This window comes from Anabaena sp. FACHB-83 (assembly GCF_014697485.1).
Taxonomy (GTDB): Bacteria; Cyanobacteriota; Cyanobacteriia; order Cyanobacteriales; family Nostocaceae; genus Nostoc_B.
Window position 1 is genome coordinate 1 of record NZ_JACJRY010000038.1, and the last position, 22,159, is coordinate 22,159.

22 protein-coding genes are annotated in these 22,159 nt (G+C 40.2%); 9 read left to right on the forward strand and 13 right to left on the reverse strand.

Annotated elements, in window-relative coordinates:
- Window positions 1–196: 196 nt before the first annotated feature.
- Together H6G79_RS28170 and H6G79_RS28175 are read left to right on the forward strand one after the other, a co-directional pair.
- Window positions 197–1,468: a ShlB/FhaC/HecB family hemolysin secretion/activation protein gene (locus H6G79_RS28170; RefSeq protein ID WP_313934560.1), complete on the forward strand. Its 1,272-nt coding sequence runs from the start codon at window positions 197–199 to the stop codon at window positions 1,466–1,468.
- Window positions 1,469–1,743: 275 nt separating this feature from the next.
- A complete protein-coding gene (locus H6G79_RS28175; protein WP_190593674.1) occupies window positions 1,744–4,557 on the forward strand; it encodes a CHAT domain-containing protein in 2,814 nt (937 codons plus the stop codon).
- Between the two features lie 20 nt (window positions 4,558–4,577).
- On the opposite strand, the gene H6G79_RS28180 is transcribed toward H6G79_RS28175, so the two are convergent.
- The 5 genes from H6G79_RS28180 to H6G79_RS28200 all read right to left on the reverse strand — a co-directional run bounded on the left by H6G79_RS28180 (window position 4,578) and on the right by H6G79_RS28200 (window position 9,200).
- Window positions 4,578–4,925: a hypothetical protein gene (locus H6G79_RS28180; RefSeq protein WP_242048595.1), complete on the reverse strand. Its 348-nt coding sequence runs from the start codon at window positions 4,923–4,925 to the stop codon at window positions 4,578–4,580.
- Window positions 4,926–4,928: 3 nt separating this feature from the next.
- Window positions 4,929–6,050 carry a substrate-binding domain-containing protein gene (locus tag H6G79_RS28185; protein WP_190593672.1) on the reverse strand — a complete coding sequence of 374 codons (1,122 nt, stop codon included), beginning with the start codon at window positions 6,048–6,050 and terminating at the stop codon, window positions 4,929–4,931.
- Between the two features lies 1 nt (window position 6,051).
- A complete protein-coding gene (locus H6G79_RS28190) occupies window positions 6,052–6,606 on the reverse strand; it encodes a hypothetical protein (protein ID WP_190593670.1) in 555 nt (184 codons plus the stop codon).
- A 137-nt stretch (window positions 6,607–6,743) separates the two neighbouring features.
- Window positions 6,744–7,463 carry a hypothetical protein gene (locus tag H6G79_RS28195; RefSeq protein ID WP_190593668.1) on the reverse strand — a complete coding sequence of 240 codons (720 nt, stop codon included), beginning with the start codon at window positions 7,461–7,463 and terminating at the stop codon, window positions 6,744–6,746.
- Between the two features lie 24 nt (window positions 7,464–7,487).
- Window positions 7,488–9,200 (reverse strand): VWA domain-containing protein, encoded by a 1,713-nt coding sequence (locus H6G79_RS28200; RefSeq protein ID WP_190593666.1) that lies wholly within the window; start codon window positions 9,198–9,200, stop codon window positions 7,488–7,490.
- 293 nt (window positions 9,201–9,493) lie between these two features.
- On the opposite strand from H6G79_RS28200, the gene H6G79_RS28205 reads away from it, so the two are divergent.
- Entirely contained in the window at window positions 9,494–10,132 is a 639-nt protein-coding gene (locus tag H6G79_RS28205) for a peroxiredoxin (RefSeq protein WP_190593664.1), read from the forward strand.
- Between the two features lie 199 nt (window positions 10,133–10,331).
- Complete coding sequence (locus tag H6G79_RS28210; protein WP_190593719.1) at window positions 10,332–10,916, forward strand: Uma2 family endonuclease; 585 nt, start codon at window positions 10,332–10,334, stop codon at window positions 10,914–10,916.
- Between the two features lie 9 nt (window positions 10,917–10,925).
- Here the strand turns inward: H6G79_RS28210 and H6G79_RS28215 are convergent, their stop codons facing one another.
- Both H6G79_RS28215 and H6G79_RS28220 read right to left on the reverse strand, forming a co-directional pair.
- Window positions 10,926–12,458: an NB-ARC domain-containing protein gene (locus tag H6G79_RS28215; RefSeq protein WP_190593662.1), complete on the reverse strand. Its 1,533-nt coding sequence runs from the start codon at window positions 12,456–12,458 to the stop codon at window positions 10,926–10,928.
- Window positions 12,459–12,465: 7 nt separating this feature from the next.
- Window positions 12,466–12,678, reverse strand: a complete 213-nt coding sequence (locus H6G79_RS28220; RefSeq protein ID WP_199331690.1) for a PIN domain-containing protein — start codon at window positions 12,676–12,678, stop codon at window positions 12,466–12,468.
- Between the two features lie 23 nt (window positions 12,679–12,701).
- Here H6G79_RS28220 and H6G79_RS28225 point away from each other — a divergent pair, with 23 nt between their 5' ends.
- Both H6G79_RS28225 and H6G79_RS28230 read left to right on the forward strand, forming a co-directional pair.
- A complete protein-coding gene (locus H6G79_RS28225; RefSeq protein WP_190593660.1) occupies window positions 12,702–12,944 on the forward strand; it encodes a helix-turn-helix domain-containing protein in 243 nt (80 codons plus the stop codon).
- A complete protein-coding gene (locus H6G79_RS28230; RefSeq protein WP_190593658.1) occupies window positions 12,944–13,594 on the forward strand; it encodes a hypothetical protein in 651 nt (216 codons plus the stop codon). The genes H6G79_RS28225 and H6G79_RS28230 overlap by 1 nt, the downstream gene beginning before the upstream one ends.
- Here H6G79_RS28230 and dcm read toward each other — a convergent pair.
- Window positions 13,591–15,060: a DNA (cytosine-5-)-methyltransferase gene (dcm, locus tag H6G79_RS28235; protein ID WP_313934572.1), complete on the reverse strand. Its 1,470-nt coding sequence runs from the start codon at window positions 15,058–15,060 to the stop codon at window positions 13,591–13,593. The two genes, H6G79_RS28230 and dcm, sit on opposite strands and share 4 nt — an antisense overlap.
- A gap of 157 nt (window positions 15,061–15,217) precedes the next feature.
- Here dcm and H6G79_RS28240 point away from each other — a divergent pair, with 157 nt between their 5' ends.
- Window positions 15,218–17,614, forward strand: coding sequence for a VIT domain-containing protein (locus tag H6G79_RS28240; protein WP_190593654.1), 2,397 nt, complete (start codon window positions 15,218–15,220; stop codon window positions 17,612–17,614).
- A 91-nt stretch (window positions 17,615–17,705) separates the two neighbouring features.
- Here the strand turns inward: H6G79_RS28240 and H6G79_RS28245 are convergent, their stop codons facing one another.
- From H6G79_RS28245 to H6G79_RS28260, 4 genes are read right to left on the reverse strand one after another with little or no spacing between them, the layout of a single operon-like run.
- Window positions 17,706–18,011 (reverse strand): type II toxin-antitoxin system RelE/ParE family toxin, encoded by a 306-nt coding sequence (locus tag H6G79_RS28245; RefSeq protein WP_190593652.1) that lies wholly within the window; start codon window positions 18,009–18,011, stop codon window positions 17,706–17,708.
- Complete coding sequence (locus H6G79_RS28250; protein WP_242048597.1) at window positions 18,008–18,256, reverse strand: addiction module protein; 249 nt, start codon at window positions 18,254–18,256, stop codon at window positions 18,008–18,010. Before H6G79_RS28250 ends, H6G79_RS28245 begins: the two co-directional genes overlap by 4 nt.
- Window positions 18,257–18,302: 46 nt before the next feature.
- Window positions 18,303–18,569, reverse strand: coding sequence for a hypothetical protein (locus tag H6G79_RS28255; protein ID WP_015114484.1), 267 nt, complete (start codon window positions 18,567–18,569; stop codon window positions 18,303–18,305).
- A 24-nt stretch (window positions 18,570–18,593) separates the two neighbouring features.
- The gene (locus H6G79_RS28260) at window positions 18,594–18,926 is read right to left on the reverse strand and encodes a flavoredoxin (protein WP_190593649.1); all 333 of its coding nucleotides are present in this window, start codon (window positions 18,924–18,926) and stop codon (window positions 18,594–18,596) included.
- 122 nt (window positions 18,927–19,048) lie between these two features.
- On the opposite strand from H6G79_RS28260, the gene H6G79_RS28265 reads away from it, so the two are divergent.
- Entirely contained in the window at window positions 19,049–19,411 is a 363-nt protein-coding gene (locus tag H6G79_RS28265; protein WP_190593647.1) for a hypothetical protein, read from the forward strand.
- On the opposite strand, the gene H6G79_RS28270 is transcribed toward H6G79_RS28265, so the two are convergent.
- Window positions 19,367–21,055, reverse strand: coding sequence for an NAD-binding protein (locus H6G79_RS28270; RefSeq protein ID WP_190593645.1), 1,689 nt, complete (start codon window positions 21,053–21,055; stop codon window positions 19,367–19,369). The two genes, H6G79_RS28265 and H6G79_RS28270, sit on opposite strands and share 45 nt — an antisense overlap.
- Window positions 21,056–21,237: 182 nt before the next feature.
- Between H6G79_RS28270 and H6G79_RS28275 the strand changes: the two genes are divergently transcribed.
- Window positions 21,238–21,729, forward strand: coding sequence for a hypothetical protein (locus H6G79_RS28275; RefSeq protein ID WP_190593643.1), 492 nt, complete (start codon window positions 21,238–21,240; stop codon window positions 21,727–21,729).
- The last annotated feature ends 430 nt before the right edge of the window (window positions 21,730–22,159 follow it).

Sequence of the window (22,159 nt, forward strand, 5' to 3'; positions counted from 1 at the left end):
GGTAATAATGGTTCAATAATTAGCCACTCTTCATCTGTTAAACTGCTTAAATACATAAGTGACAAAACATACTGTTATTTTATCAGTATACTAGATCCCAAATGGGTTCTATACAGATAAAGGTTACATTTCTTCGGGAGCATTTATCCCGGCTGATCAAACCTTCAAGACTAGGGGTGGTGTTGTCACAATTCAAGTGATTGAAGGTAGTGTAGAAAGCATAGAAGTTAGGGGACTCAAACGACTCAACCCGGATTATGTGCGGAGTCGCATTGCTGTAGCTACAGGCAAACCCTTAAACGTCAACAAGTTACTCCAAGCACTGCAACTATTACAACTAAATCCTTTAATTAAAAATATTTCGGCGGAGTTGGCGGCTGGTTCTCGTCCAGGGACTAGTGTAATTGATATCAGGGCATCTGAAAATTCAACCTTCAGCGCCCAGGTGAATTTTAATAATAATCGAGTTCCGAGTATTGGCAGTTTTCAGAGACAAATTCAATTTAACCAAGCCAATTTATTGGGATTAGGTGATGGACTTTCTGTTGCTTATGCCAACACCGATGGCAGTAATGATGTTGATGTTAGCTACACATTACCAGTTAATCCCTACAATGGGACTGTGCAGTTTCAATATAACTACACCACTAGCAATGTTGTAGAAGAACCTTTTGATTTTTTAAATATTGAAGGTAGATCCCAAGACTTTGCCATTACCTTTCGCCAACCACTGTTGCAAACTCCTACCACAGAATTTGCCTTGGGAATTACAGCCAATCGGCGTAACAGTGATATTGGCTATTTAGAAGCTTTAGTTGGGGAACGTGTTCCCTTTCCTTCACCGGGGTCTGTGGATGGTCAAACTCGGCTTTCGGTGCTGCGATTTTTTCAAGATTGGACACAACGCAATAGTAGAGAAGTATTTGCAGCGCGATCGCAATTTAGTTTTGGAATCGATGCCTTTGATGTTACCAACAGTGGCGCACCACCAGATAGCAGGTTTTTCTCTTGGCGGGGACAAGCCCAATGGGTACGCCTGTTAGCACCGGAAACTTTACTTGTATTACGAGCCGATGCTCAATTAGCCGACAGAGCATTAGTACCCCTAGAACAGTTTGGTTTGGGTGGTCAAGCAACAGTCCGGGGCTATCGCCAAGATTTACTTTTGACAGATAATGCAGTTTTTGTGTCGGCTGAATTACGTTATCCGATTCTCCGCGCCCCGCAATTAGGAGGTGTATTACAATTAACACCATTTATTGATTATGGTACTGCTTACAACAGTTCCAATCGTGCTGATCCTGATCCTAATAGCCTAGCTTCTGTTGGTTTGGGATTACTATGGCAAAGCGATCGCATTAATGCCCGATTTGATTGGGGTATCCCTTTAATTGATGCTAATTCTCAGAATAATACTTTGCAGGAAAATGGTTTGTATTTTTCTTTAGTTTATACTCAACCGTTTTAGGAAGTCTGAAATTTGAAGTTTGAATAAGAAAAAAGACTTTTAAAAATTACTTAGAAGACGTATTTCGACTCCTTTCTCCTGCGGAGACGCTAACGCGAACGACTACGCTCAAGGCAAGTCGCTCAATGCTCAACAAGCTTGCTAGAAGAGGGTTGAGCGAAGCGATGCACTGAGCTTGTCGAAGTGTCGAAACCCGGTAATCTCAAGTCAGGTTTAACTTATTCCTTCTGCTGATCAAATATTTTTTGTCTGGTTAAATTACGAATTTAAAAATTATGTCTGCACTAATTATTTTTGCGACAATATCACAAATGACTCAGCCAGTTGCCCTGATTCCCAACTCTTACCAAGTTGCGATACAAAATGTGACTACACCCATCACAGAAACTCTGTTGTCAGCAAATCCCCAACAAACTTTAGAAGAAGGGATGCAACTTTACCGAACTGAAAATTTTAGCGAAGCGGCTAAATTGTTTCAGCAAGCGGCGGGAGGCTTTCAAGCACAAACCGATCATCTCAATCAAGCCCTAGCCTTAAATTATCTGGCATTGGCAGAACAGCAAATTGGACAATTACCCCAAGCGCAAAAAGCGATCGCTGACAGTTTGGCACTATTAAAAATAGTGGCGCAAAGAAATTCGTCAGACTATTTATCAATACTTGCCCAAGCTTGGAACACTCAAGGACAAATACAATTAGCATCAGGACATTCCCAAGAAGCATTAACCAGTTGGGAGCAAGCAACAGCTATTTATACTAAATTGGGTGATGATGCTGGGAAAATTGGTAGCCAACTAAATCAAACTCAAGCATTACAAGCATTAGGATTATATCGTCGGGCAAGAATTACTTTAATTCAGGTAAATGAATTACTCGAAAAACAACCAACTTCTCCCCTAAAAGTGATGGGACTACTGAATTTAGGTAATACTTTGCGGTTGATGGGTGATTTAACTCAAAAAAATGCTGAGGGAACAGTAATAGAAAACCTTGGTTCTTTGCAAGTATTAGAGAAAAGTTTATCCCTAGCTGCACAAGTATATCCACAATTAATACCCGACATTCATTTGAGTTTAGGAAACACTGCTCAAGCTTTAAGTTTAGGGCAGAATCCTGAAGAGAAAAGCCAAAGACTTGCCGATGCTTTAGATTATTACACTAAAGCTACCCTAGCTAAATCACCGTTAACTCGGTTGCAGGCAAAACTGAATCAAATGCGCCTATTAATGGATCAGCAAAAATGGCAGCAAGTCCAAAGTTTGTTGCCAGAAATTCACCAACAACTCGATGCTGTACCAGCAAATCGCACAACTATATATGCGCGGATTCACTTTGCTCAGAGTTTGACTTGTTTGAAACAATTAACTGAACCTATGAGGATGGGAATGAATGCTAATTGTCCCAAAAATGAGATATTAGTCGATGGGAGTTTTAGTAATGTCAAAAACCTCGAAACTGTGCAATTAACCGGGGAAAATGTAGAATGGAAAGCGATCGCCCAAATGATTGCCAGTGCAGTTGACCAAGCTAAAATCCTCAAGGATAGGCGTGCAGAAGCTTATGCTTTAGGGGCATTAGGTAATTTATACGAGCAAACCCACCAGTGGCAAGAAGCCCAACAATTGACTCAGGAAGCTTTAAAATTGGCGGAAGGAATTGGTGCTGCTGATATTGCTTATCGTTGGCATTGGCAATTAGGCAGGATTCTTAAGGCGCAAGATAATCCGCGACGTAACGAACAAGCGGCGATCGCAGCTTACACCAAAGCGGTGAATATTCTCAAATTATTGCGGAGTGATTTAGTAGCGATTAACCGGGAAGTCCAATTCTCCTTTCAAGAGGGAGTAGAACCGGTTTATCGGGAACTCGTGAGTTTATTGCTGCAAAATTCGCCCTATCAAGAAGATTCCGCAGCCAGTCAAGAAAATCTCAAAACTGCTAGGGATGTTATTGAATCACTGCAATTAGCGGAGTTAGATAACTTTTTTCGCACAGCTTGTTTAGATGCTAAACCTGTGCAGATTGACGAAATTGATCCTAAAGCCGCAGTCATTTATCCGATTATTTTACGCGATCGCTTAGAGGTAATTGTTTCTTTACCTAACAAAGCTCAAAACCAAAAACAAAACTTATTATTACGCCCCAAACCCATTCCAGTTTCTCAAACCGAAGTAGAAAAGACCATTCAAGAACTACGGGCAAAATTGGTGACACGTTCAACGCGGGAATTTTTGCCGATTTCCCAAAAAGTTTATAACTGGTTGATTAAAGATATCGAACCCCAATTGCAAGCACACAAAGTAGAAAACCTCGTGTTTGTCTTAGATGGCGCATTGCGGAGTGTCCCAATGGCCGCACTTCATGATGGAAAAGAATATTTGATTCAGAAAGGCTATAACATTGCACTCACACCAGGGTTACACCTATTACCGACTCGTTCTTTAAGCAGAGAAAAACCGCGCACTATTGCAGCCGGAATCACAGAAGCCATCGGTAACTTTGAAGGACTACCCAGTGTTGCAGAAGAGATTAACTCTATTAAACAACAAGTACCAGCGCGAGTCCTGCTAGATAGTCAATTTACTAAAATTGCCTTAGAAAAAATCATCAAGTCATTTGGCGCACCGGTAGTTCATCTGGCGACACATGGTCAATTTGCTTCTAACGCCGAAGATACCTTTATTTTGACTTGGAAAGATTCGCAAACTAAAGACCTCACCTTAGTCGGCGATCGCGTCAATGTTAACGAATTAAGTTCATTATTGCAAACTAGAGAGAATAGCCAAAGAAATGCGATCGAGCTATTAGTTTTGAGTGCTTGTCAAACCGCTACTGGCGATAAACGGGCTGGTTTAGGAATTGCTGGATTTGCACTGCGTTCTGGGGCGCGTAGTACATTAGCAACATTATGGAGTGTTGATGATCAAGGTACTGCCATGATTATGGGAGAGTTTTATAAACAGTTTGCTAATAGCAAAGAGACTAAAGCAGAAGCTTTAAAACGCGCTCAACTTCTGCTTTTAGCAGACCCTAATTATAGGCATCCTTTTTATTGGTCTCCTTACGTTTTAGTAGGTAATTGGCTATAAATTCATGGAATTGGGAAAACTTAGTCATTAAATTGTTGCCGTTCTGTTTTGATCACTTTTCCTTCTGCATTAAAGCGGATGATAAACTCAAACCACGCAAAATCCCCAAAAGGTGCTGCACCATCTTGGCCATAATGCCAAGAACTGTCATCCTCTGATGAATACTTCTGTGCTGGTAAAATTTTTGATACTTCAGCTTTCGTCATTCCTGGTTTGATACTCTCGAACTTCTGCATTGTAAAACCTGGAGGTAATTGAGTATCAATTAAAGGATAGAAGATAAATTCACTTTCTGAGAAACAGACGGAAATCCCTACAGGTAAAACGAATATCACAAAAAATAATATCAATCCCTTAATTAATTTCATTTTTTAATTCGTCCTTTCCCATTGACGTTGAATTTCTGTAATTGTTTTACTATCTGCTGGTGGAAGAATTTTCACACTCGGCTTAACTTCTACGCCAGGAATATTTTGATTCCACGGACTATTCGGCACAGTCTTTAAATCAATATTATGATTTACCGGACGAAAACCATACCGCACAAATACTGCTTGTTGTTCTGGTTGGGTGAGAAAGTCTAAAAATTGTTTGGCGGCTTTTGCTGTCCCTGCGTCTACGTCTCGTCGGACAATGGCGGCGGTGGCGGTAGTTTCAATTGATGGGTCTAAATAATAAACTTGGTATGGTTTGCCTTTACTGGCGGCTGATTGTTGCCAACGATATAAAGCTACACTTTCATAGACAGTAGCGACATCAGCATCATTAGCACCTCTAACAATAAATTCTTGTAGAAGAATATCTGTAGAACGAGGCGGTTGATAAACTGATTTTTTGATTAAACTAAATAGTTCTTGGACTGAGGAATTATTAAAACTATCGGCGTTAATAACACCACCTAATTTTGATTGTGTCCACAAGTTCAAAGTTAACTGACCGCTATTAGACCGCGTGGGGTCGGTGGTGACAAAATCAAAACTACCCCAGTTACTTGAACCGCCAACTTTTCCCCAGTTACCAGCTTGCATTGCTTGTTCTAGTTTTGACCATTGAAAGCGTCCATTGGGAAAAAGGACTTTACCCCGTTCTGGCCAAGCAATACCTACAAGTAAGGTTTTAGCCAGTGGTTGAGGAGTTTCATAAAAGGGTTCGGTTTGGGTGGTGCTGCGGAGGCGATCGCTTAATTCTGTTAAAATTTCTCCATTGGCTGGAATTAACACCGCAGGTTTAAAATCATTTTTCTGGTCAACATAATTGTTCACCATATCTTGTGAACCCTGAAATTTGAGTTCTAACTTGATATTAGGGTTTGCTTGCTCAAATTTAGCTTCTAGTTGTTGCAGTGGTTCTTGTAATTCTGTCCCGCTAACAATGACCACTGTTTGCTGTAAACCAGGAATTGGCGCGTAGGTTAAACCTAATGCAGCTGCGATAATAGTTACAGAAGTAAAAACTTGTTTTCTGCGGTTGAATTGAGATTTTTTGCTTTTCATATTATTTTGTTTTGTTAAAAAAGTGGCTTGCAGTAACTAGTATCAAAGCGAACATAATCAGAATAATTAAGAAGAATAAAGCTATCGAAAAGATAATACTAATGTTGAGACCTACTAAATTTTTCAGAAAATCCAAAGCACTCCAATAAGTATCTTTAACTGTGATTTCTAAGGATGCTTGACCACTATTACTTAGTAGTGTTTCTAGTCGTTCTTTATCTGCTAATGCTGTTTTTAAATTACTCCCGTAAAAATATAGCTCTTCTCCTTGATTATTAGTTTTGAGGTAAATATAAGTTCCTTCAGGTAAATCTTCTTTAAAGACATACTCTTCTAGCTCCACATCCGTTAATCTAAATGATGTAGATGTATTTGACCATAAACCATATAAATGGCTAACCTGCTGCTGACATTTGACATAATTAGGTTCAAGTCGGTGACATTTTAAGTTAATTGATTTACCCAGCGTCAATACCAACATAGGGATAACTATCAACGACTCTGCAAAGATGACAACAAAGGTAAATTTTTTGAGATGGCTGATTTTTTTCTGCATATATTAGGAATCCGCTTTGATTCCTGAAATTACAACTTCACTGTCTTATAGCCTTTCTTTTTCTAGTGAAGTACAAGCAAGAATAATTAACCGCAGATGGACACAGATAAATTTGCACCTCAGCAGACTAGGAAAGGCTATACTACTAAATCCAGATTTTCTGCAAGGCTATTGAGTTCATCAGCAATTAATTGCAAACCATTAATCTGTTCTGCATCACTTAAATCAGATGTACGTAATCTTGTTTGGAGTTTTTGCAATACGCCAGCAAAATCTTGAATGAGAGTAGCAATATTGATAACTCTGGCTAGACGACTATCTTCACCTTCTTGTGCTAGTTCTATATTACGTTTCAGACTTTCTGCTAACTGATTCAGATGTCGTTTAGCTACACCAGAACTAGCTGGTAATTTGGTTTTGACTTCTGTAAGTTGCTGTTGTAGAGCTTCGATAGAAAGGAGTGAATTTGTATGATGTAGACTAACTCCTAATTTATCAAGTTTAGCTGGAAGTTCGGCGGCGCGATCGCAACTCATTAAAATTGTTGTCAACAGTTCCACATGAAAGGTATCAGTTAATAATTTCTGCACCTCTAACCGCATAGCATTAGCTTGATTTGCTAAAGCCAAAGCCGATGATTTAACTGTTAATATTTCCCGTTCTAAAGCTGGATTATCTAACTCTAATACCTCACCTTCACGATACTTGAAAAAACTTGCACCAGCCACCGCCACACCAGTCGCCACAGGTAGCATCATCAAACTAGACAAATTCCCCAAACGTACCCCAACAAATAAAGTCAAACCACCAACTAAAACAGCCACTGGATAATACAAAGGATTGACTAACTTCACCATAAAAAACTCCGCGTACTTTGGCGTTTAAAACTCCACCTGTAAGTTTGACATGACCTGCGAAATTGTCTCAGGATTGCCTTGAGAATAATATCCTCCATTTAACTCGGCAATTGCTTTTAAAACATCTGGTTTAAATTCACCTTCCTTACCATAGCCAATCGTAAAAAAGCTAATTCTTTGGTCAGTTGCAAAACCGCTTTTTTTCAATTCTGCTTCTAACTCATTTAATCTAATCTTTGAACCAGCATCTTCACCATCAGTTAATATCAACACAGCGTTAATGGCATCTTGACGCAGATTTTTTTGTAGCCAATTTCTTGCTTCTAAAGCCGCATCATATAATTTTGTGCCGCCATCAGCCCGCAGTTCATTGATGAATTGCCAACCGCGATCGCGTCCTTGGGGTGTACCATCAACTAATACAGGTGGACGAATTATTGAGTCAAAATCAATCAAGGCAATTTGCTCTTTTGGCCCCAAGTTCTTAATATAGTTTTGTAAAGTATTTTGGACTGCTGGTAATTTATCACCCGACATGGAACCAGAAGAATCAACAACAACCACCACTAAAGAAGGTTTTTTTGCCAATTCTTGCCAAGATTTCAACATTGCATCGACAACTTCTGGCTTTGGTGGACGCAGTGAATCATATTTAGCTTGGGGTTCTACACCAAAGTCGGGACTGAACTTAGCACCCAAAGCTACACCAGGAGTTCCGGGACGTAAACCCAAATCGGTGGCAATTTTTTGTGTTTCTGGCGATCGCCAATAAGTGATAAACTTTTCCGCAGCCGCCTTTTCATCGGCGCTGACCCAAGGTGCATTCGGGATAATCGCCCGCATATTAGAAGTAAAAGTAGCTTTGGGATAAACTGCTTGATAACGTTGCTGTCCTGTTGCTAAACCAGAATTGGCTACAATTACACTCGATTCATATACTGAACCAACGGAAGCCCAAAAAGGCCCATTCTTCACCATCGCTTGGGCGAGAGAATTAGTCGAAACCCCGTAACGAGTAATCTTGCTTTGAATTTGCTGAATTTGGGGTTGAAATTGCTGCACATCCGCCACTGTGATTTCTTCAGGACGCTTACCTGATACACTGGCGTATTGAGCTACCAATGTTTGCAGCCCAGAATTAGAACGAGTCGGGGCAGAATGTACATAATGAACTGTCACAGGTGGCGAAGTTGGGTCAATATCACGGTGAGTTTTAGCCGTCACCAAAGCTTTGTAAGGATCTGCAACCTTCCGCAAACCACTGGCGATGTCAGCTTGCGCCATAAATACCATTGGTGTGTTCGCAACCAGTGACGACTCTGTGATTTCTGGGATGTAATTTTTCCCCGGAAACAGTTGATTCATCCGGTAAATTAACTGACTGTGATATATGTCACCATCCAGAGAAATAATTGTGGGAAAATCTGCTGCGTCGGCTTGTACTGTCCCCTTTTGCAACTGTTCTGCTAAAGCCACTACCTTGGTCACGACATCGCCACTACCCAAAGACTCGCATTTCACTTGAAAAGCTGTACCATTATCTAGCTTTGGTTGAGTCGTATTAAAATTTTTCGCCGCTTGATTGCAAAAGTCACCCAAAGCACTACCAACCAGTAACTTGACTGTTAACCCGGTAAAATTATTCTCGGAATTTGGGTCAGTGTTACATCCCGTCATGAACACTAAAGCAGAGATTACTACAAGATGAGTGGCGAACCGCGACCTTTGAAAAACCATGCACTTCTCCCAGAATCAAGAGTAATCTAGTAATCTTGGCAATCAAGTGGTAAATTCTGCTTCTATTGTGCGATCAAAAAGTTAATTTTCAGTTAATTGATGGAGTGTAAAAGATAAACCTTATATCTGTATAATAATCAAGCCGCATCTAGTTACACTGCATCTCTCCCTGCCTCTGTGCTAAAAAATTAAAATTTTGTAACAAATAGCTAAAAGTCGATAGGGAAACCGATGTTTTATGGGATGATGGCAAAGTAGACTACATCTGCCTCTTTATCTACAGGGAATCTCTTATGGCTCTCCGTCTTGGTGATACAGTACCAAACTTTACACAAGCTTCTACACATGGCGACATAGATTTTTACGAATGGGCTGGTGATAGCTGGGTGGTGCTGTTTTCTCACCCTGCTGACTTCACACCTGTTTGTACAACTGAATTAGGTACAGTTGCGAAACTCAAGCCAGAATTTGACAAGCGTAACGTGAAAGCGATCGCTCTCAGCGTTGATGATGTAGAATCTCACAAAGGCTGGGTAGGCGACATCGAAGAAACTCAAAGCACCACCCTTAATTACCCCATTTTGGCAGACGCAGATCGTAAAGTTTCCGACCTTTACGACATGATTCATCCCAACGCTAACGCAGCAGTAACAGTGCGTTCTGTGTTTGTAATTGATCCCAGCAAAAAACTGCGTCTCACCTTCACCTATCCTCCCAGCACTGGACGTAACTTTGATGAACTGTTGCGAGTAATTGATTCCTTGCAACTCACTGATAACTACAGCGTAGCCACCCCAGCAGACTGGAAAGATGGTGATAAGGTTGTTATCGTCCCCTCTCTCAAAGACCCCGAAGTCTTAAAAGAAAAATTCCCCAAAGGTTACGAAGTAGTCAAACCCTATTTGCGGTTAACTCCTCAACCTAACAAGTAATGAGTGCTGAGTTGAAAGTGCTGAGTGCTGAGTTAAGGCATTCAGCAATCAGTACTGAGTATGCTAAAGTCCCATTAAAATTTTGTATCAAGGCGCAAAGTTGCAAGACTCTATTCTTAGCGACTTTGCGCCTATTCTTCGAGAAGCCGCTACCGCGTCTATGCGTGAGAATAAAAATAAAGCCAGTCGCCCAAGCATTATGCTTTCAGATCCCTTATTACTTCAAATGCCAGCATCAATGCAAATGACAGATGAACAATTCTTTGATTTCTGTCAAGTCAACCGTGACTTACGCATTGAAATGAATCAGTTCGGAGAAATTTCAATTATGCCGCCTACGGGTTCAGAAACAGGAAATCGCAACTTTAATGTAGCTTTACAGGTAGGAGTTTGGTCAGAAAAAGACGGTACAGGTATTTGTTTTGACTCCAGTACAGGCTTTACATTATCTACGGGTGCAAAACGCTCTCCTGATGCTTCTTGGATGAAATTAGAACGATGGAATGCTTTATCATCAGAACAACAACAAAGATTTGCACCGATTTGTCCTAATTTTGTCATTGAATTGCGATCGCCTAGCGATAATCTCCAACCCCTCAAAGATAAAATGGCAGAATATATGCAAGAGCCAGGGGTACAGTTAGGTTTTTTAATCGACCGCAAACACCGCCAAGTTTATATTTATCGTCCTCATCAACCAGAAGAATGTTTAGAAAATCCTGAGACAGTTAGCGCAGATCCAGTTTTACCAGGATTTTCCTTGAATATGTCTAAAATTTGGTAGTTATATTATCTATCCTAATCGTTTAATAATGGTTGTGATATTACAAGCAATATAACCAATTGCTAAAGGGGATTTATCATTTAAAAGTAATAGAATTTGCTGGAGATTTTGTACGAGATTTGCTCCATAAATCTGCCAGAGTTTTTCTTGTATTTGATGCAAAATGCGATCACCTACAATATCATCACTACCAGGACGCAATAACCAATGGGTTCGCAGCACTTTAAAATCAGCGATATCTTGACTCTGCATTACCAGAATTATCTCTTGAGTTGCACGTTCTACTAATTCATCGGTGACAATTTTCATCACCAGTGGTTGTAAGGTAAAAGCTGGTGCATCACTACAAATCCATTTTTCTAAAAGCGATCGCCTTTCTAAGCTGACAATAGCATCTAAAATTGTAGCTGGGTCGAGAGAAATGAGTAAATGAGTTTGCAAGCGGCTAAAAGAAATTGGTTGTTGCCAAATTGCTAACCAATAGAGAATACTTTGTTCTAAATCACACAGTTGCTCAAACTGTTGCTTGAAGATACCACGCAAGCGATCGCCAATTACTATCGTATTTTGACTCAGAAAAGCCGCAATATTCCCACCAAACACCGACTGAATCAATGGCGTAACTAGTTTGAGTGCCAAAGGATTGCCGCGATAAAGTTGAATTAAGGGTGATAGTCCGATTTCCTTACCTGTGAATTGGGTACTAGGGACTGGGGACTGGGGACTGGGAAGAGAAATTTTGACTACTGATTGTTGAGCCTGTAATAGTTTGATGGCATCGTCTTTTGGTAATCCTGTTAACGTGAGACTGCGAACTGTTTTTGTATTCGATTCAATAATGTTTGGTTGCTGACGACTGGTGAGGATAATGCAACTTTGATGATGAGCGCGGCTTAATTGCTGGATAAATTGATGATAGTGTTTTTCTGATTCATCCCATCCATCAAGTATTAATAAATACCGACGCTGTTGCAGATGGTGAATGAGTTTTGCGGTATCTGAGGGAATATCATCAACCGGAGTTTGCTTAAAGGTGTGGAGAAGTCCATCTAACAGCGAAACCAGGGATGGCGCGGAATAAAGCGTTTTCCAAATTAAGCCATCAAATTGTAACTGAAGATAATCAGCCAAAGCCAGAGCTAGAGCCGTTTTACCAATGCCAGCAATCCCTGTGATGATGATTAGTTTACAGCGATGGGCTACAATCCATTCTTCTAACTGAGTTAATTCTTGATTACGTCCGTAAAAACTTTCAACATCAGGTGCTTCATCCCAGTCGAGGTATTGTGTAGAGACTTCCTCGAAGTCTGCGTTAGGCATTTCTGCGATACTTTGCCAATCGTTAATGTCAACAGCCTGACAGATAGCGATAAAAATTTCTTGTTGAATGCGATCGCCCTGCCAAAATCGCCGTAAAGTAGCTCTAGAAGTGTGAGCATCTTGCCACCAACGCGCCGTACTAGTTTTCGTCCAACCAAGACGTTTTCGCGCCTTGTCTACAATTCCCAGTCCAGTTGTTGATGCTTTGAGCGAGTTTGACATATATCTGTTAACTGAGCAAATCGTCTCTATTTTGACTTAAAGAGAGCTGTTGTAATATCTGACTCACAGACAATACAGGGATCGAAACACCTGCAAATTTAGTATCACGAGTCACAATTGCATCTAAATTTTGAGCGATCGCACAAGCAATTTGTACAGCATCTTCAAAATCTGTAATACCAAAAATTAAGATACTTATAGTCCGTAGACTTATAGTCATCTTTTAAAGTTTACTGCTGCATTATGACGCAGCCTAACAAAAAGAAAGTGATTTTAATGCTTTTTGGAGAACGTGTACGTGCTCTCCGTCAAACTTGTGGTCTTTCACAAGAAGCTTTAGCACTTGCAGCAGGACTAGATAGAACCTATATAGGTGGTGTTGAGAGAGGTGAACGTAACATCAGTCTGATTAACATTCAAAAAATTGCTCATGCTCTTGATGTCTCAGCTGCTGAATTGTTGCAGTTTGAACAGGAGGTAGAGTGATGCGTGCATCTGATTTAGGCTACTTTGTAAATGCAAATGTACTAGAAAAAATTGGTTTAAGCCCTGATATATTACGGCAAGCAATTCGGGACACATATAAATTGCTTGACCAGATAGATGCAACTCTTGAGACGGCAGAAGTTTTTCCATTAAGCCAAACAGTTGAGCTAGCCAATTTATCTTCAATGATTGGAAATATTTTTGCCTCAGCTATAGCAAAGCACTCCAACGGTTTACTCAGACGTAACGGGCCTCATAAATATCCAGATTTACTCACTACTGGTATCTCACCAAAAGTACCTGATATTGAGTTGAAAATGGCTCTTGAAACTAATAAACCCAAAGGACATCTTGCTAAAGAGGGTTATTATCTTACCTGTCGTTATGTACTTTGCCAATCTGATGGTTCTCTAATAATTGGTAAAGAAAATCGTGGTGTCAAACCTTATATTTGGGAAATACGCTGTGGCTATCTTTTGACAGACCATTTCAACCTCAGTAACACAGAGGGTGATTCTGGAAAAACTGCTGTGGTTAATGCAACAGGTATGGAAGTGCTTCAAGTGGTGTACTGTGATTTAAAACGTGCTCCTCTTTCACCAAAAGGTAAAGTATATCGAAGTTACCAGCAGCTTATTGAGCAAGATTAGTCACTTTCTAATATGCCTTGCGCTATGATACTTCCTAATAGGGGTGGCACAGCGTTCCCAATCTGTTTAACAATTTGAGATCGTGTACCAATAAATTCAAAAGTATCAAAAAAACCTTGCAAGCGTGCACCTTCTCTTGGCGTTAAGCCACGATCTTGATAGGGATGAATACAACGATTTGAAGCCGGATGAACAAAATTTACGGTTAAGGTTACACTAGGCTCATTTCCATTTAACCGACTGTAGCATGAGCTAAAGCCACTTGTAACCGTTCCTTCAGGCAAAGCGTAAATATTTGTTCCTGCTTGCCTAATTATTTCTAACATTCGAGGAGAATGTGCAGTTGCTTCATGCAGTTTTAACTGCTGTGCTCCATTACGAATAAAAATTTCATACTCCGTAGGGTTAATATCGTCCCGATAGACAACAGCGTGTTTTCCAGCTTCAACTTGGGGGAGATCATGAATTGCTTCATTTATAGTGACAGCAGTCTTTAAATCTTTAGCAAATAGCTTTTCTGGCGGTTTAAGAACACATTCTTGTTTTCCAGCCATGCTTCGATGTTCGCACCAATGTGTAGGCTCAGTCCATTTGTATGGTTTACCTCGTTTATTGCCAATTATGATTAAACGTTCACGACGCTGTGGTAATCCATAATAAGCAGCATTTAGCACTTTATAGCTTGTTCTATAACCTATTTCCTCAAAAGTTTGTATAATAGCTTGTAAATTTTGTCTATTGTGATAAGTAAGTAAACCAACCACATTCTCAAAAACTAACCATTCTGGCTGTAAATCATGAACTATGCGACAAAATTCTTCTACTAGATTGTTTCTTGGGTCATTTCGTTCTATGTTCCGAAACGGACGAATAGATGAAAAACCCTGGCATGGTGAACCACCTATAATGACGAAGGGACGAGGATTCTCAGTTTCTAAAACCTCAGTTGAAATAGTGCGGATATCTTGTCCATAAGCATTAGCAGTCTCATGATTATATGAAAAAGTTTGTAATCGATCACTAAGAATATCGATGCCTGCAACCACCTCAAACAACTCACACATCTCAAATCCAAATGAGAATCCTCCAACTCCACAAAACAGGTCAAGAACAGGTTTTTTTGTCAGATCAGGCTGTCTCTTACGTGAAATTTTTGTTATGTTCTCAGGGCAAGCTGTGACGTATCCTTCACCTGTCAAGGGATTTTTACAGAGTTCATTTTGAGCAACTAATAGTTGCTCGGCATCCATATTCAGATAATCAGATATCCGATAAAGCAAATTTTTAGAGGGAAATGTAAGTCCCCGTTCAAATTCCATTAACTCCCGCACGGAAATCCCAACAGCAACAGCTAGATCACGCTGTCGCATTCTACGAAGTTGCCTTGCTGATCGGATACTTAAAGCCATCTTAATACTGATTAGAACATACAAACTTAATAATATAGCGATGATACATATAGTCATCACTTTGAGCAAGCTATATTTTAAAAATATTTCAGCCCACCTTGTAGCTCAATTAATTAACCAACTACTGAGCATTGACTGAACACAAAACTGAGCATATCTGCCGAGTAACCGCGCTTACGCTAGAGACATAACATCAAAGCGTGAGGTAACTTATATGACTCAACCTTTAGAACGCCAAGCTGGTGGCTTATATGTTCAAACGCCTGAACAACAGCAAATCGCTTTCCCCCTCAAGCACACTGAAGTACAAGCCAAAATTGCGGGGAATATCTCACGGGTAGAAGTTACCCAAAGTTTTGAAAATCCTTTCACAACTACGTTAGAAGCTGTTTATATTTTCCCATTACCGGATGAGGCGGCTGTTGATGATATGGTGATTCAGATTGGCGACAAGACTATTAAAGGTAGTATTAAAAAACGCCAAGAAGCACAGCAAATCTACGAACAAGCCAAGCAGCAAGGACGCACTGCGGGACTGTTGGAACAAGAACGGGACAACATTTTTACTCAATCCTTGGCTAACATTCAACCAGGTGAGCAAATTGATGTGATTATTCGCTACTCTGAAAGTCTGAAATTTACGGCGGGTAATTATGAGTTTGTTTTCCCGATGGTGGTTGCTCCCCGTTACATTCCAGGGATACCAATTGATGGAAATGCAGGCGGTGTAGGTTCGGCTACTGCACCGATGACGCAAAATCAAGATACAGATATAGTTCCCGATGGTTCACGGTTGAATGCACCTATCTTACCATCAGGTACGCGATCGCCCCATGATATTAATGTAACGGTAGAAATTGATGCGGGGGTTGAGGTGCAGAATGTCCAGTCTCCTTCTCACCAACTTCAGGTAGCTTATGAAGGTAAGCGGGTGTTAGTGAAATTAGCGGGTGGGGACACAATTCCTAATAAAGACTTGATTTTACGTTATCAAGTCGCAGGCGAATCTACTCAAGCTACCGTACTCAGCCAAGCTGATGAACGGGGTGGACATTTTGCACTATATTTAATTCCTGCACTTCAGTATCGTCAGGATCAGGTGGTTCCTAAAGATGTGGTGTTTCTCATTGATACTTCCGGTTCACAAATGGGTGCGCCATTGATGCAATGTCAAGAGTTGATGCGCCGCTTTATTAATGGACTTAACCCTGATGACACTTTTAGTATTATTGATTTCTCTGATACGACTCGGCAACTATCGCCTGTTCCCCTCTCTAATAATTCCCAAAATCGCACACGCGCCATCAATTATATTAATCGATTGACTGCTAATGGCGGCACGGAAATGTCACGGGGTATTCTCAGTGCTTTGAATTTCCCAGTTACAGATACGGTGCGTTTGCGGAGTATTGTATTGTTGACGGATGGTTATATTGGCAATGAAAACCAAATTCTTTCTGACGTGCAACGATATCTCCAACCAAGATACCGCCTTTATAGTTTTGGTGCAGGTAGTTCGGTAAATCGCTTTTTACTCAATCGCATTGCAGAATTAGGAAGGGGTATATCTCACATTATTCGCCACGATGAACCAACGGATGAGGTAGTCGATAAATTCTACCGTCAAATTAATAATCCAGTTTTGACTAACATTAATTTGCAATGGGAAGGCGATGGTGATGCGCCAATTATCTATCCTACTACGCCACCAGATTTGTTTGCGGAACAGCCGTTAGTTTTATTTGGTAAAAAGCCTGATGCGCGTGGGGGAAAACTCCACATTACAGGAATTGTTGCGGGTGGTACACGTTATCAGCATACCTTTAACCTGGACTTTGAGGAAGCAGGAAATCCCGCCATTGCTCAACTTTGGGGACGTTCCCGCATCAAGGAATTAATGAATCAAATGGTGAGTGGTGATACTAAGTTGGGTGTGGAAGCGGTGACGGATACAGCTTTGACTTATCAACTGTTGTCGCAGTACACGGCTTTTGTGGCGGTGAGTGATGATGTGCGAGTTGATTCGCGTCAGGGTTCAGTTTCTGTGCAAGTACCTGTAGAAATGGCTGAAGGTATCAGTTATCAAGGTATTTTTGGGAGTGCTGTTAGTGCTGTTGCTCCCAAAGTAAGTGCAATATCTCCTGCGCCTGAGTTTTTGCAACGTAAGCGGAGAGTAGAATCTCCAGGCGCACCGGAAGCAGAGAGTTTTTTGTGTGAAGCACCCTCACCTCCGAAATTTGCACAAAGAGCTTACCGTAGTTTTGATGAAGATTTTGAGGATGTAGACTTATTAGAAGCAGAAGAACTTGTAGATAAAGTTGATCCTGTTGAGCGTTTACAGGTTGTGAGTGTGACGGGATTAAATGAGCAAATGGTTGCGCTTCTGACTCAGCATTTAAAATCTGCCTCATTGTTTATATATTCCGGTGGGGATTTAGTGTTTGAGTTGCAGATAAATAAGGGACGAGTCAGACAGGTGTTGTTAGATGAGCAGACTTCTACTTTTAAGGAACAGTCTGTAATTGATATTATCAGGCGATCGCTTGTTTCTTGGCGCATTCCTCAATTACTCACAGCTACCGTGTCTATAACACTGCGATTGCAAACGTAATATAAAACTATACCGGGTTCATCCCGGTTTTTTTATTGCAGGCGATCGCAATTCATCCTTTAACCCTCACAATAGCAATTTACATTTTTGATTATGTTTCAATATTTCTTTGCTTCCAGTAATTTGGTTTGCGTTTACTATGCGCGATCGCAATCACCCAAATCACTTCTTCAAGCTCCGTATAAAATATCAAATAAGGAAAACGTTGAATTTTATAACGACGTATTCCTGCTATTTTATATGGAGTGCCTAAATTGGGGTTTTGCTGAATTTTAAGAATAACTTTTTCTACTTCAGCAAGTAAATCAAGCCCTAAGCCTACTTTTTGAGATTCATAGTAAGCTATTGCAGCATCAAGCTCTTTTCGAGCTTCGGTGTGAATTACAATAAACTTCACGAATACTTTTCTCGTAACTCAGAAAAAACTTGAGATGATGGTTCCCCAATAGCTTTTTTACAATTAATATCCTCCAACCGTTGAGTTAATTCTGTATCCCAAGTAATTTCTAGATTATCATCTATATCTTCATCTAGAGAATGAATTAAAAAATAAGCAATTTCAGCACGTTCTTTTGCAGACAGGCGAGAAAGTTCAATTTTAAGTTTTTCGGCTGTTTCACTCATATTTTGAGGCTTTGTCAATAATTCTCATTATAAGCTTAATTATTGGCTGAACAGTAAACTATTACTATATAAGATTAATATCTGGAATTGAAATATTATCTTGCTCTCTGATATTATCCCAATCAATTACCGCCACCCAAACATTTTCTTCATGAGAATATTGAACAATTCCATCAACTTCTAAATCTTCGCTATACAACACCAAATTTAAATTATCTTGCAACCAAATTTTTTGACGAGCTAAATCTTCAATAGTACCAGTACAATTAAGTCGCAAGCGACCTTGAGAATCAGCATTATGAAAATCGGCAAAGACTCTTGGTTTATCCATAGCGTTTAAATGGTGAGAAAATTTCTAGTTTGCTTTAGCTGGATTAGCAATTGTAGGAGTAAGTAAGCTGCTAATTTGCTGTGGAGTTAAACCTGTTAATGTTGCATGAGAGGAACTTCTACCAGAAGTACAAATTACATCTCCTCCTAAAGCTCTAACTGCGCCTACTGATGTTACTCCAATTTGTCCGTGAGGTATTGTTGCAGCCAACTGTTCTATCGATAATCCTATCGCACTCTCTACAGATATTCCAGTTACTCCACTAGGATGAGTCCCAAAACCACGCTCAATATCTTCTGGTCGATTACGTCCACCCCGAATAACTATTGCTTCGTCTGGTATTTTATCTACAATCACAAGTAATTTTGAATTTGTTCTTTCTTCTGTAGCATATCAAATGCAACTACAATTTATATTTTTACACCTACAATTGCAATGAGAGCGATCGCAATTCATCTTTCAACTATCACAATTATAATGTGAGCGATCGCAATTCATCTTTCAACTATCACAATTATAATGTGAGCGATCGCATTTCATCTTTTAACCATCACAATCATAATGTGAGCGATCGCATTTCATCTTTCAACTCTCACAATAGCAATGAGAGCGATCGCAATTCATCTTTCAACCATCACAATTATAATGTGAGCGATCGCATTTCATCTTTTAACCATCACAATTATAATGAGAGCGATCGCATTTCATCTTTCAATCATCACAATCATAATGAGAGCGATCGCATTTCTTCAACTCCTACCCCCTCACACCCTGATACCCCCACACCCTTTCTTTTTCTAACTTGTCTGCGATACTTTCTCATCCCGCCACAGTTGATATAAACGATTTGCGGGCATTGTTAAATATAGAATATCGCCCTCGTCTAATTGTGTTGTGAGTAATTGCCAACCTTGGACACGTTGACTGTTACTTTCCACATATAACGGTACAAAGTCAGCAGATATGGCGATTTCTTTCACCAATTGACCGCAAAAGGGATGTGATGCTGTAATGAGTGTGGCAAAGGCTACCCATAGTTTATTGGCGGTGATACCATTACCGAGGATGCGTCCACCTAAAGCGGCGGCGGCGAAGGCTGGCGCGGCTAGTTCTGCGGGACTGAGGACGGCTTCAAAATTAAATACTTGTTGTGCCATCCTAGCAAAGTCGGGGTCAGCATAATGAACAATTACAGGAATTTTAGGTGCTAAACCTTTAGTTTTAAGGGCAATTTCTAGGTTAGTTGCATCGTTGTGAGTAACAGCTAATACCGCCGCCGCCGCAGTTACATTACTGGTTTGCAAAATGGTGCGGAAACTTGCATCACCTTGAATTACAGGAATCCCCAAACCCCGCACCGAGTTGACATATTTATTATTTGAGTCGGTTTCAATCACAATAACTTCATAACCACTGCTATGAAGTTGCTGAACAATTTTGCTACCAATGCCACTTAAACCGCAGACAATATAATGATGGCGTTGGGGAATTCTCGCTGCGTCCCAAAATTGCTTAAAGCGATTACCTAACACAAAATCAGTTAGCATCGCATACCAAGTACCAATCACCACTGCACCAATTAGCATAATCACAATGGTGAATAATTTGATGCTGTTGGGGGCGTTTTCAACAATTTTATCATTACCCCCTGCACCAGTAATCATCCCCACAGAAAAATAAAGGGCATCGACTACAGATAAACTCAGTTCTGTAGACATATATGTGAGTGTGGCGATCGCTATAATTGCTATTAAGACTAACGCGCCCACGACTATTGATTGTCCATGTTGCTGAAACTGCCGCAAACTGGTACAAACTTTCAAGACTTTTTTAATTAATGATCTGCGGGTAGAACGAATGCGCGGTTGAGTGGCGACAATTAAGCGATCGCCTACTTGTAATTCTTGTCCAGATAGCACTCCATCAATTAAATTCATCTCCCCTTGTAACGGCAGATAATAAATTGGCATTCTCGCGGGTTCTTCCCACAAATCACTTAAATTCCGCCCCAACCAAGGATGATTTTCATCAATATATTCTTCTTGAACAGGCCAAGTTTGGTCAAATAATTTGATTTGCCCTATAGCTTGATTTCCTAAAGCCGCAAAGGTAAATAATGGTGCAGCCAATCCCACAACACTCATACTTAAATGTTCTGGGAGAGTTTGATCTAGCCTTTCACCTAAGTTTGTATTATAAAAGCGGTTAATAATGCGAATGCGCGGATTTAACACTCGCGCTTGCATCATAATTGATAAATTTAAGGTATCTTCCGAAGCTGTAATGACCAACGTATGTGCTTGCTGAATCCCGGCCGCCGTCAAAGTCGCCGCCGCGTGTAAATTACCAATAATAATATCTGGAGAACATTCCCCGGCAATTGGTTTGTGATGAATACCAACAACTAATGCGCCCTGCTGTCTCAGCAGACGAAAGATTTTATATCCTGTACGCCCTAAGCCACAAACAATGATTCGAGGTTTCATGAGACAGCAAGTAGTATGAATGCGTAATTTGTAATTCGTAATTAACCATATTGTGGCGTTGTTTTTGAGGATGTAACTGTAACTGAAAACACCTTAGCGATAAATCAAATTAATTAGGCACTTTTGCGACATTTACCGAGTCAATTTATGAATAATAGTTAGTACAATGAACATTTTGAGTTATGAATAAGTTGGCAAAGTTGACAATTTTTGCGAGGATTTTATGCCCCTTAGTTACCGCAGGTGCGATCGCCTCTACAGCGCAAGCACAACCTTCACAGAGTCCACTAGCTGAACCCAATGTACAATTAAAAGTGCAACGCACAAGCGGTACTTGCCCGCAAACAGTTGGTTTGTGGTGGTTAATCTTACCTTATGAAGGTGGTGCAGAACATACTGTAATTGCCGAGACTAGAGATTTTGCCGATACAACTCAATTAGTCGCATCTAATAATAAGCTGTTTGTTGAGTTTGTTTCACCTTTACGCAGTAATTATGCTAACTGTATTGGTCAAACCCAAAGTCAGGAATATCCTTTTTATAATGTGCGGTTTAAAAATAAAAAGGCATATTTTCGCGTCGATTTGCGAAACATCAACGCACCAGGACAGCTAATTACTTACAAAACTGTAGCCGCTTCTCGTCCTTATGTGCGCTGGGCGATCGCAGATTAAGAGAAAAGTATAAAGTTTGAAATTAATTAAGAAATTTATATATAGCTTGTAGCCAGCGACTTCAGTCGCGGCTACACATCTAATACCATTTTGGATTTTGGATTTTAGATTGTGGATTGGGTAAGGGTTGATCGGTAAGCCTTTGAGTCATCCATCTGTCGCAATCATTTTTTAATTTGGTATAACAACAGTTTCAATATTTTATGGTGAAAGTGATTGAAATCATGAGATTGCAATGACCTGGGTGTACTGATTCTTTTCTACTCCCGACTCCCCATTCCCTATTCCCTACCTACACAAATAAATTCAGAAATCAAACCGGATTCCTATATGAGTCCTATAATTTCTTTGTTTTATTAATGAAATGTAATTTCATCGTTGAAGTGCAAAGCTTAGTTACTTTCAGAGTTAATTTTGTCGATTTGCCAAG

Bases quoted from the DNA above. Each gene is read 5' to 3' on its own strand.
- H6G79_RS28175 (WP_190593674.1), top strand. From the start codon at position 1,744: ATGTCTGCACTAATTATTTTTGCGACAATATCACAAATGACTCAGCCA.
- H6G79_RS28180 (WP_242048595.1), bottom strand. From the start codon at position 4,925: ATGAAATTAATTAAGGGATTGATATTATTTTTTGTGATATTCGTTTTA.
- H6G79_RS28185 (WP_190593672.1), bottom strand. From the start codon at position 6,050: ATGAAAAGCAAAAAATCTCAATTCAACCGCAGAAAACAAGTTTTTACT.
- H6G79_RS28190 (WP_190593670.1), bottom strand. From the start codon at position 6,606: ATGCAGAAAAAAATCAGCCATCTCAAAAAATTTACCTTTGTTGTCATC.
- H6G79_RS28195 (WP_190593668.1), bottom strand. From the start codon at position 7,463: ATGGTGAAGTTAGTCAATCCTTTGTATTATCCAGTGGCTGTTTTAGTT.
- H6G79_RS28200 (WP_190593666.1), bottom strand. From the start codon at position 9,200: ATGGTTTTTCAAAGGTCGCGGTTCGCCACTCATCTTGTAGTAATCTCT.
- H6G79_RS28205 (WP_190593664.1), top strand. From the start codon at position 9,494: ATGGCTCTCCGTCTTGGTGATACAGTACCAAACTTTACACAAGCTTCT.
- H6G79_RS28210 (WP_190593719.1), top strand. From the start codon at position 10,332: ATGCTTTCAGATCCCTTATTACTTCAAATGCCAGCATCAATGCAAATG.
- H6G79_RS28215 (WP_190593662.1), bottom strand. From the start codon at position 12,458: ATGTCAAACTCGCTCAAAGCATCAACAACTGGACTGGGAATTGTAGAC.
- H6G79_RS28220 (WP_199331690.1), bottom strand. From the start codon at position 12,678: ATGACTATAAGTCTACGGACTATAAGTATCTTAATTTTTGGTATTACA.
- H6G79_RS28225 (WP_190593660.1), top strand. From the start codon at position 12,702: ATGACGCAGCCTAACAAAAAGAAAGTGATTTTAATGCTTTTTGGAGAA.
- H6G79_RS28230 (WP_190593658.1), top strand. From the start codon at position 12,944: ATGCGTGCATCTGATTTAGGCTACTTTGTAAATGCAAATGTACTAGAA.
- dcm (WP_313934572.1), bottom strand. From the start codon at position 15,060: ATGACTATATGTATCATCGCTATATTATTAAGTTTGTATGTTCTAATC.
- H6G79_RS28240 (WP_190593654.1), top strand. From the start codon at position 15,218: ATGACTCAACCTTTAGAACGCCAAGCTGGTGGCTTATATGTTCAAACG.
- H6G79_RS28255 (WP_015114484.1), bottom strand. From the start codon at position 18,569: ATGGATAAACCAAGAGTCTTTGCCGATTTTCATAATGCTGATTCTCAA.
- H6G79_RS28270 (WP_190593645.1), bottom strand. From the start codon at position 21,055: ATGAAACCTCGAATCATTGTTTGTGGCTTAGGGCGTACAGGATATAAA.
- H6G79_RS28275 (WP_190593643.1), top strand. From the start codon at position 21,238: ATGAATAAGTTGGCAAAGTTGACAATTTTTGCGAGGATTTTATGCCCC.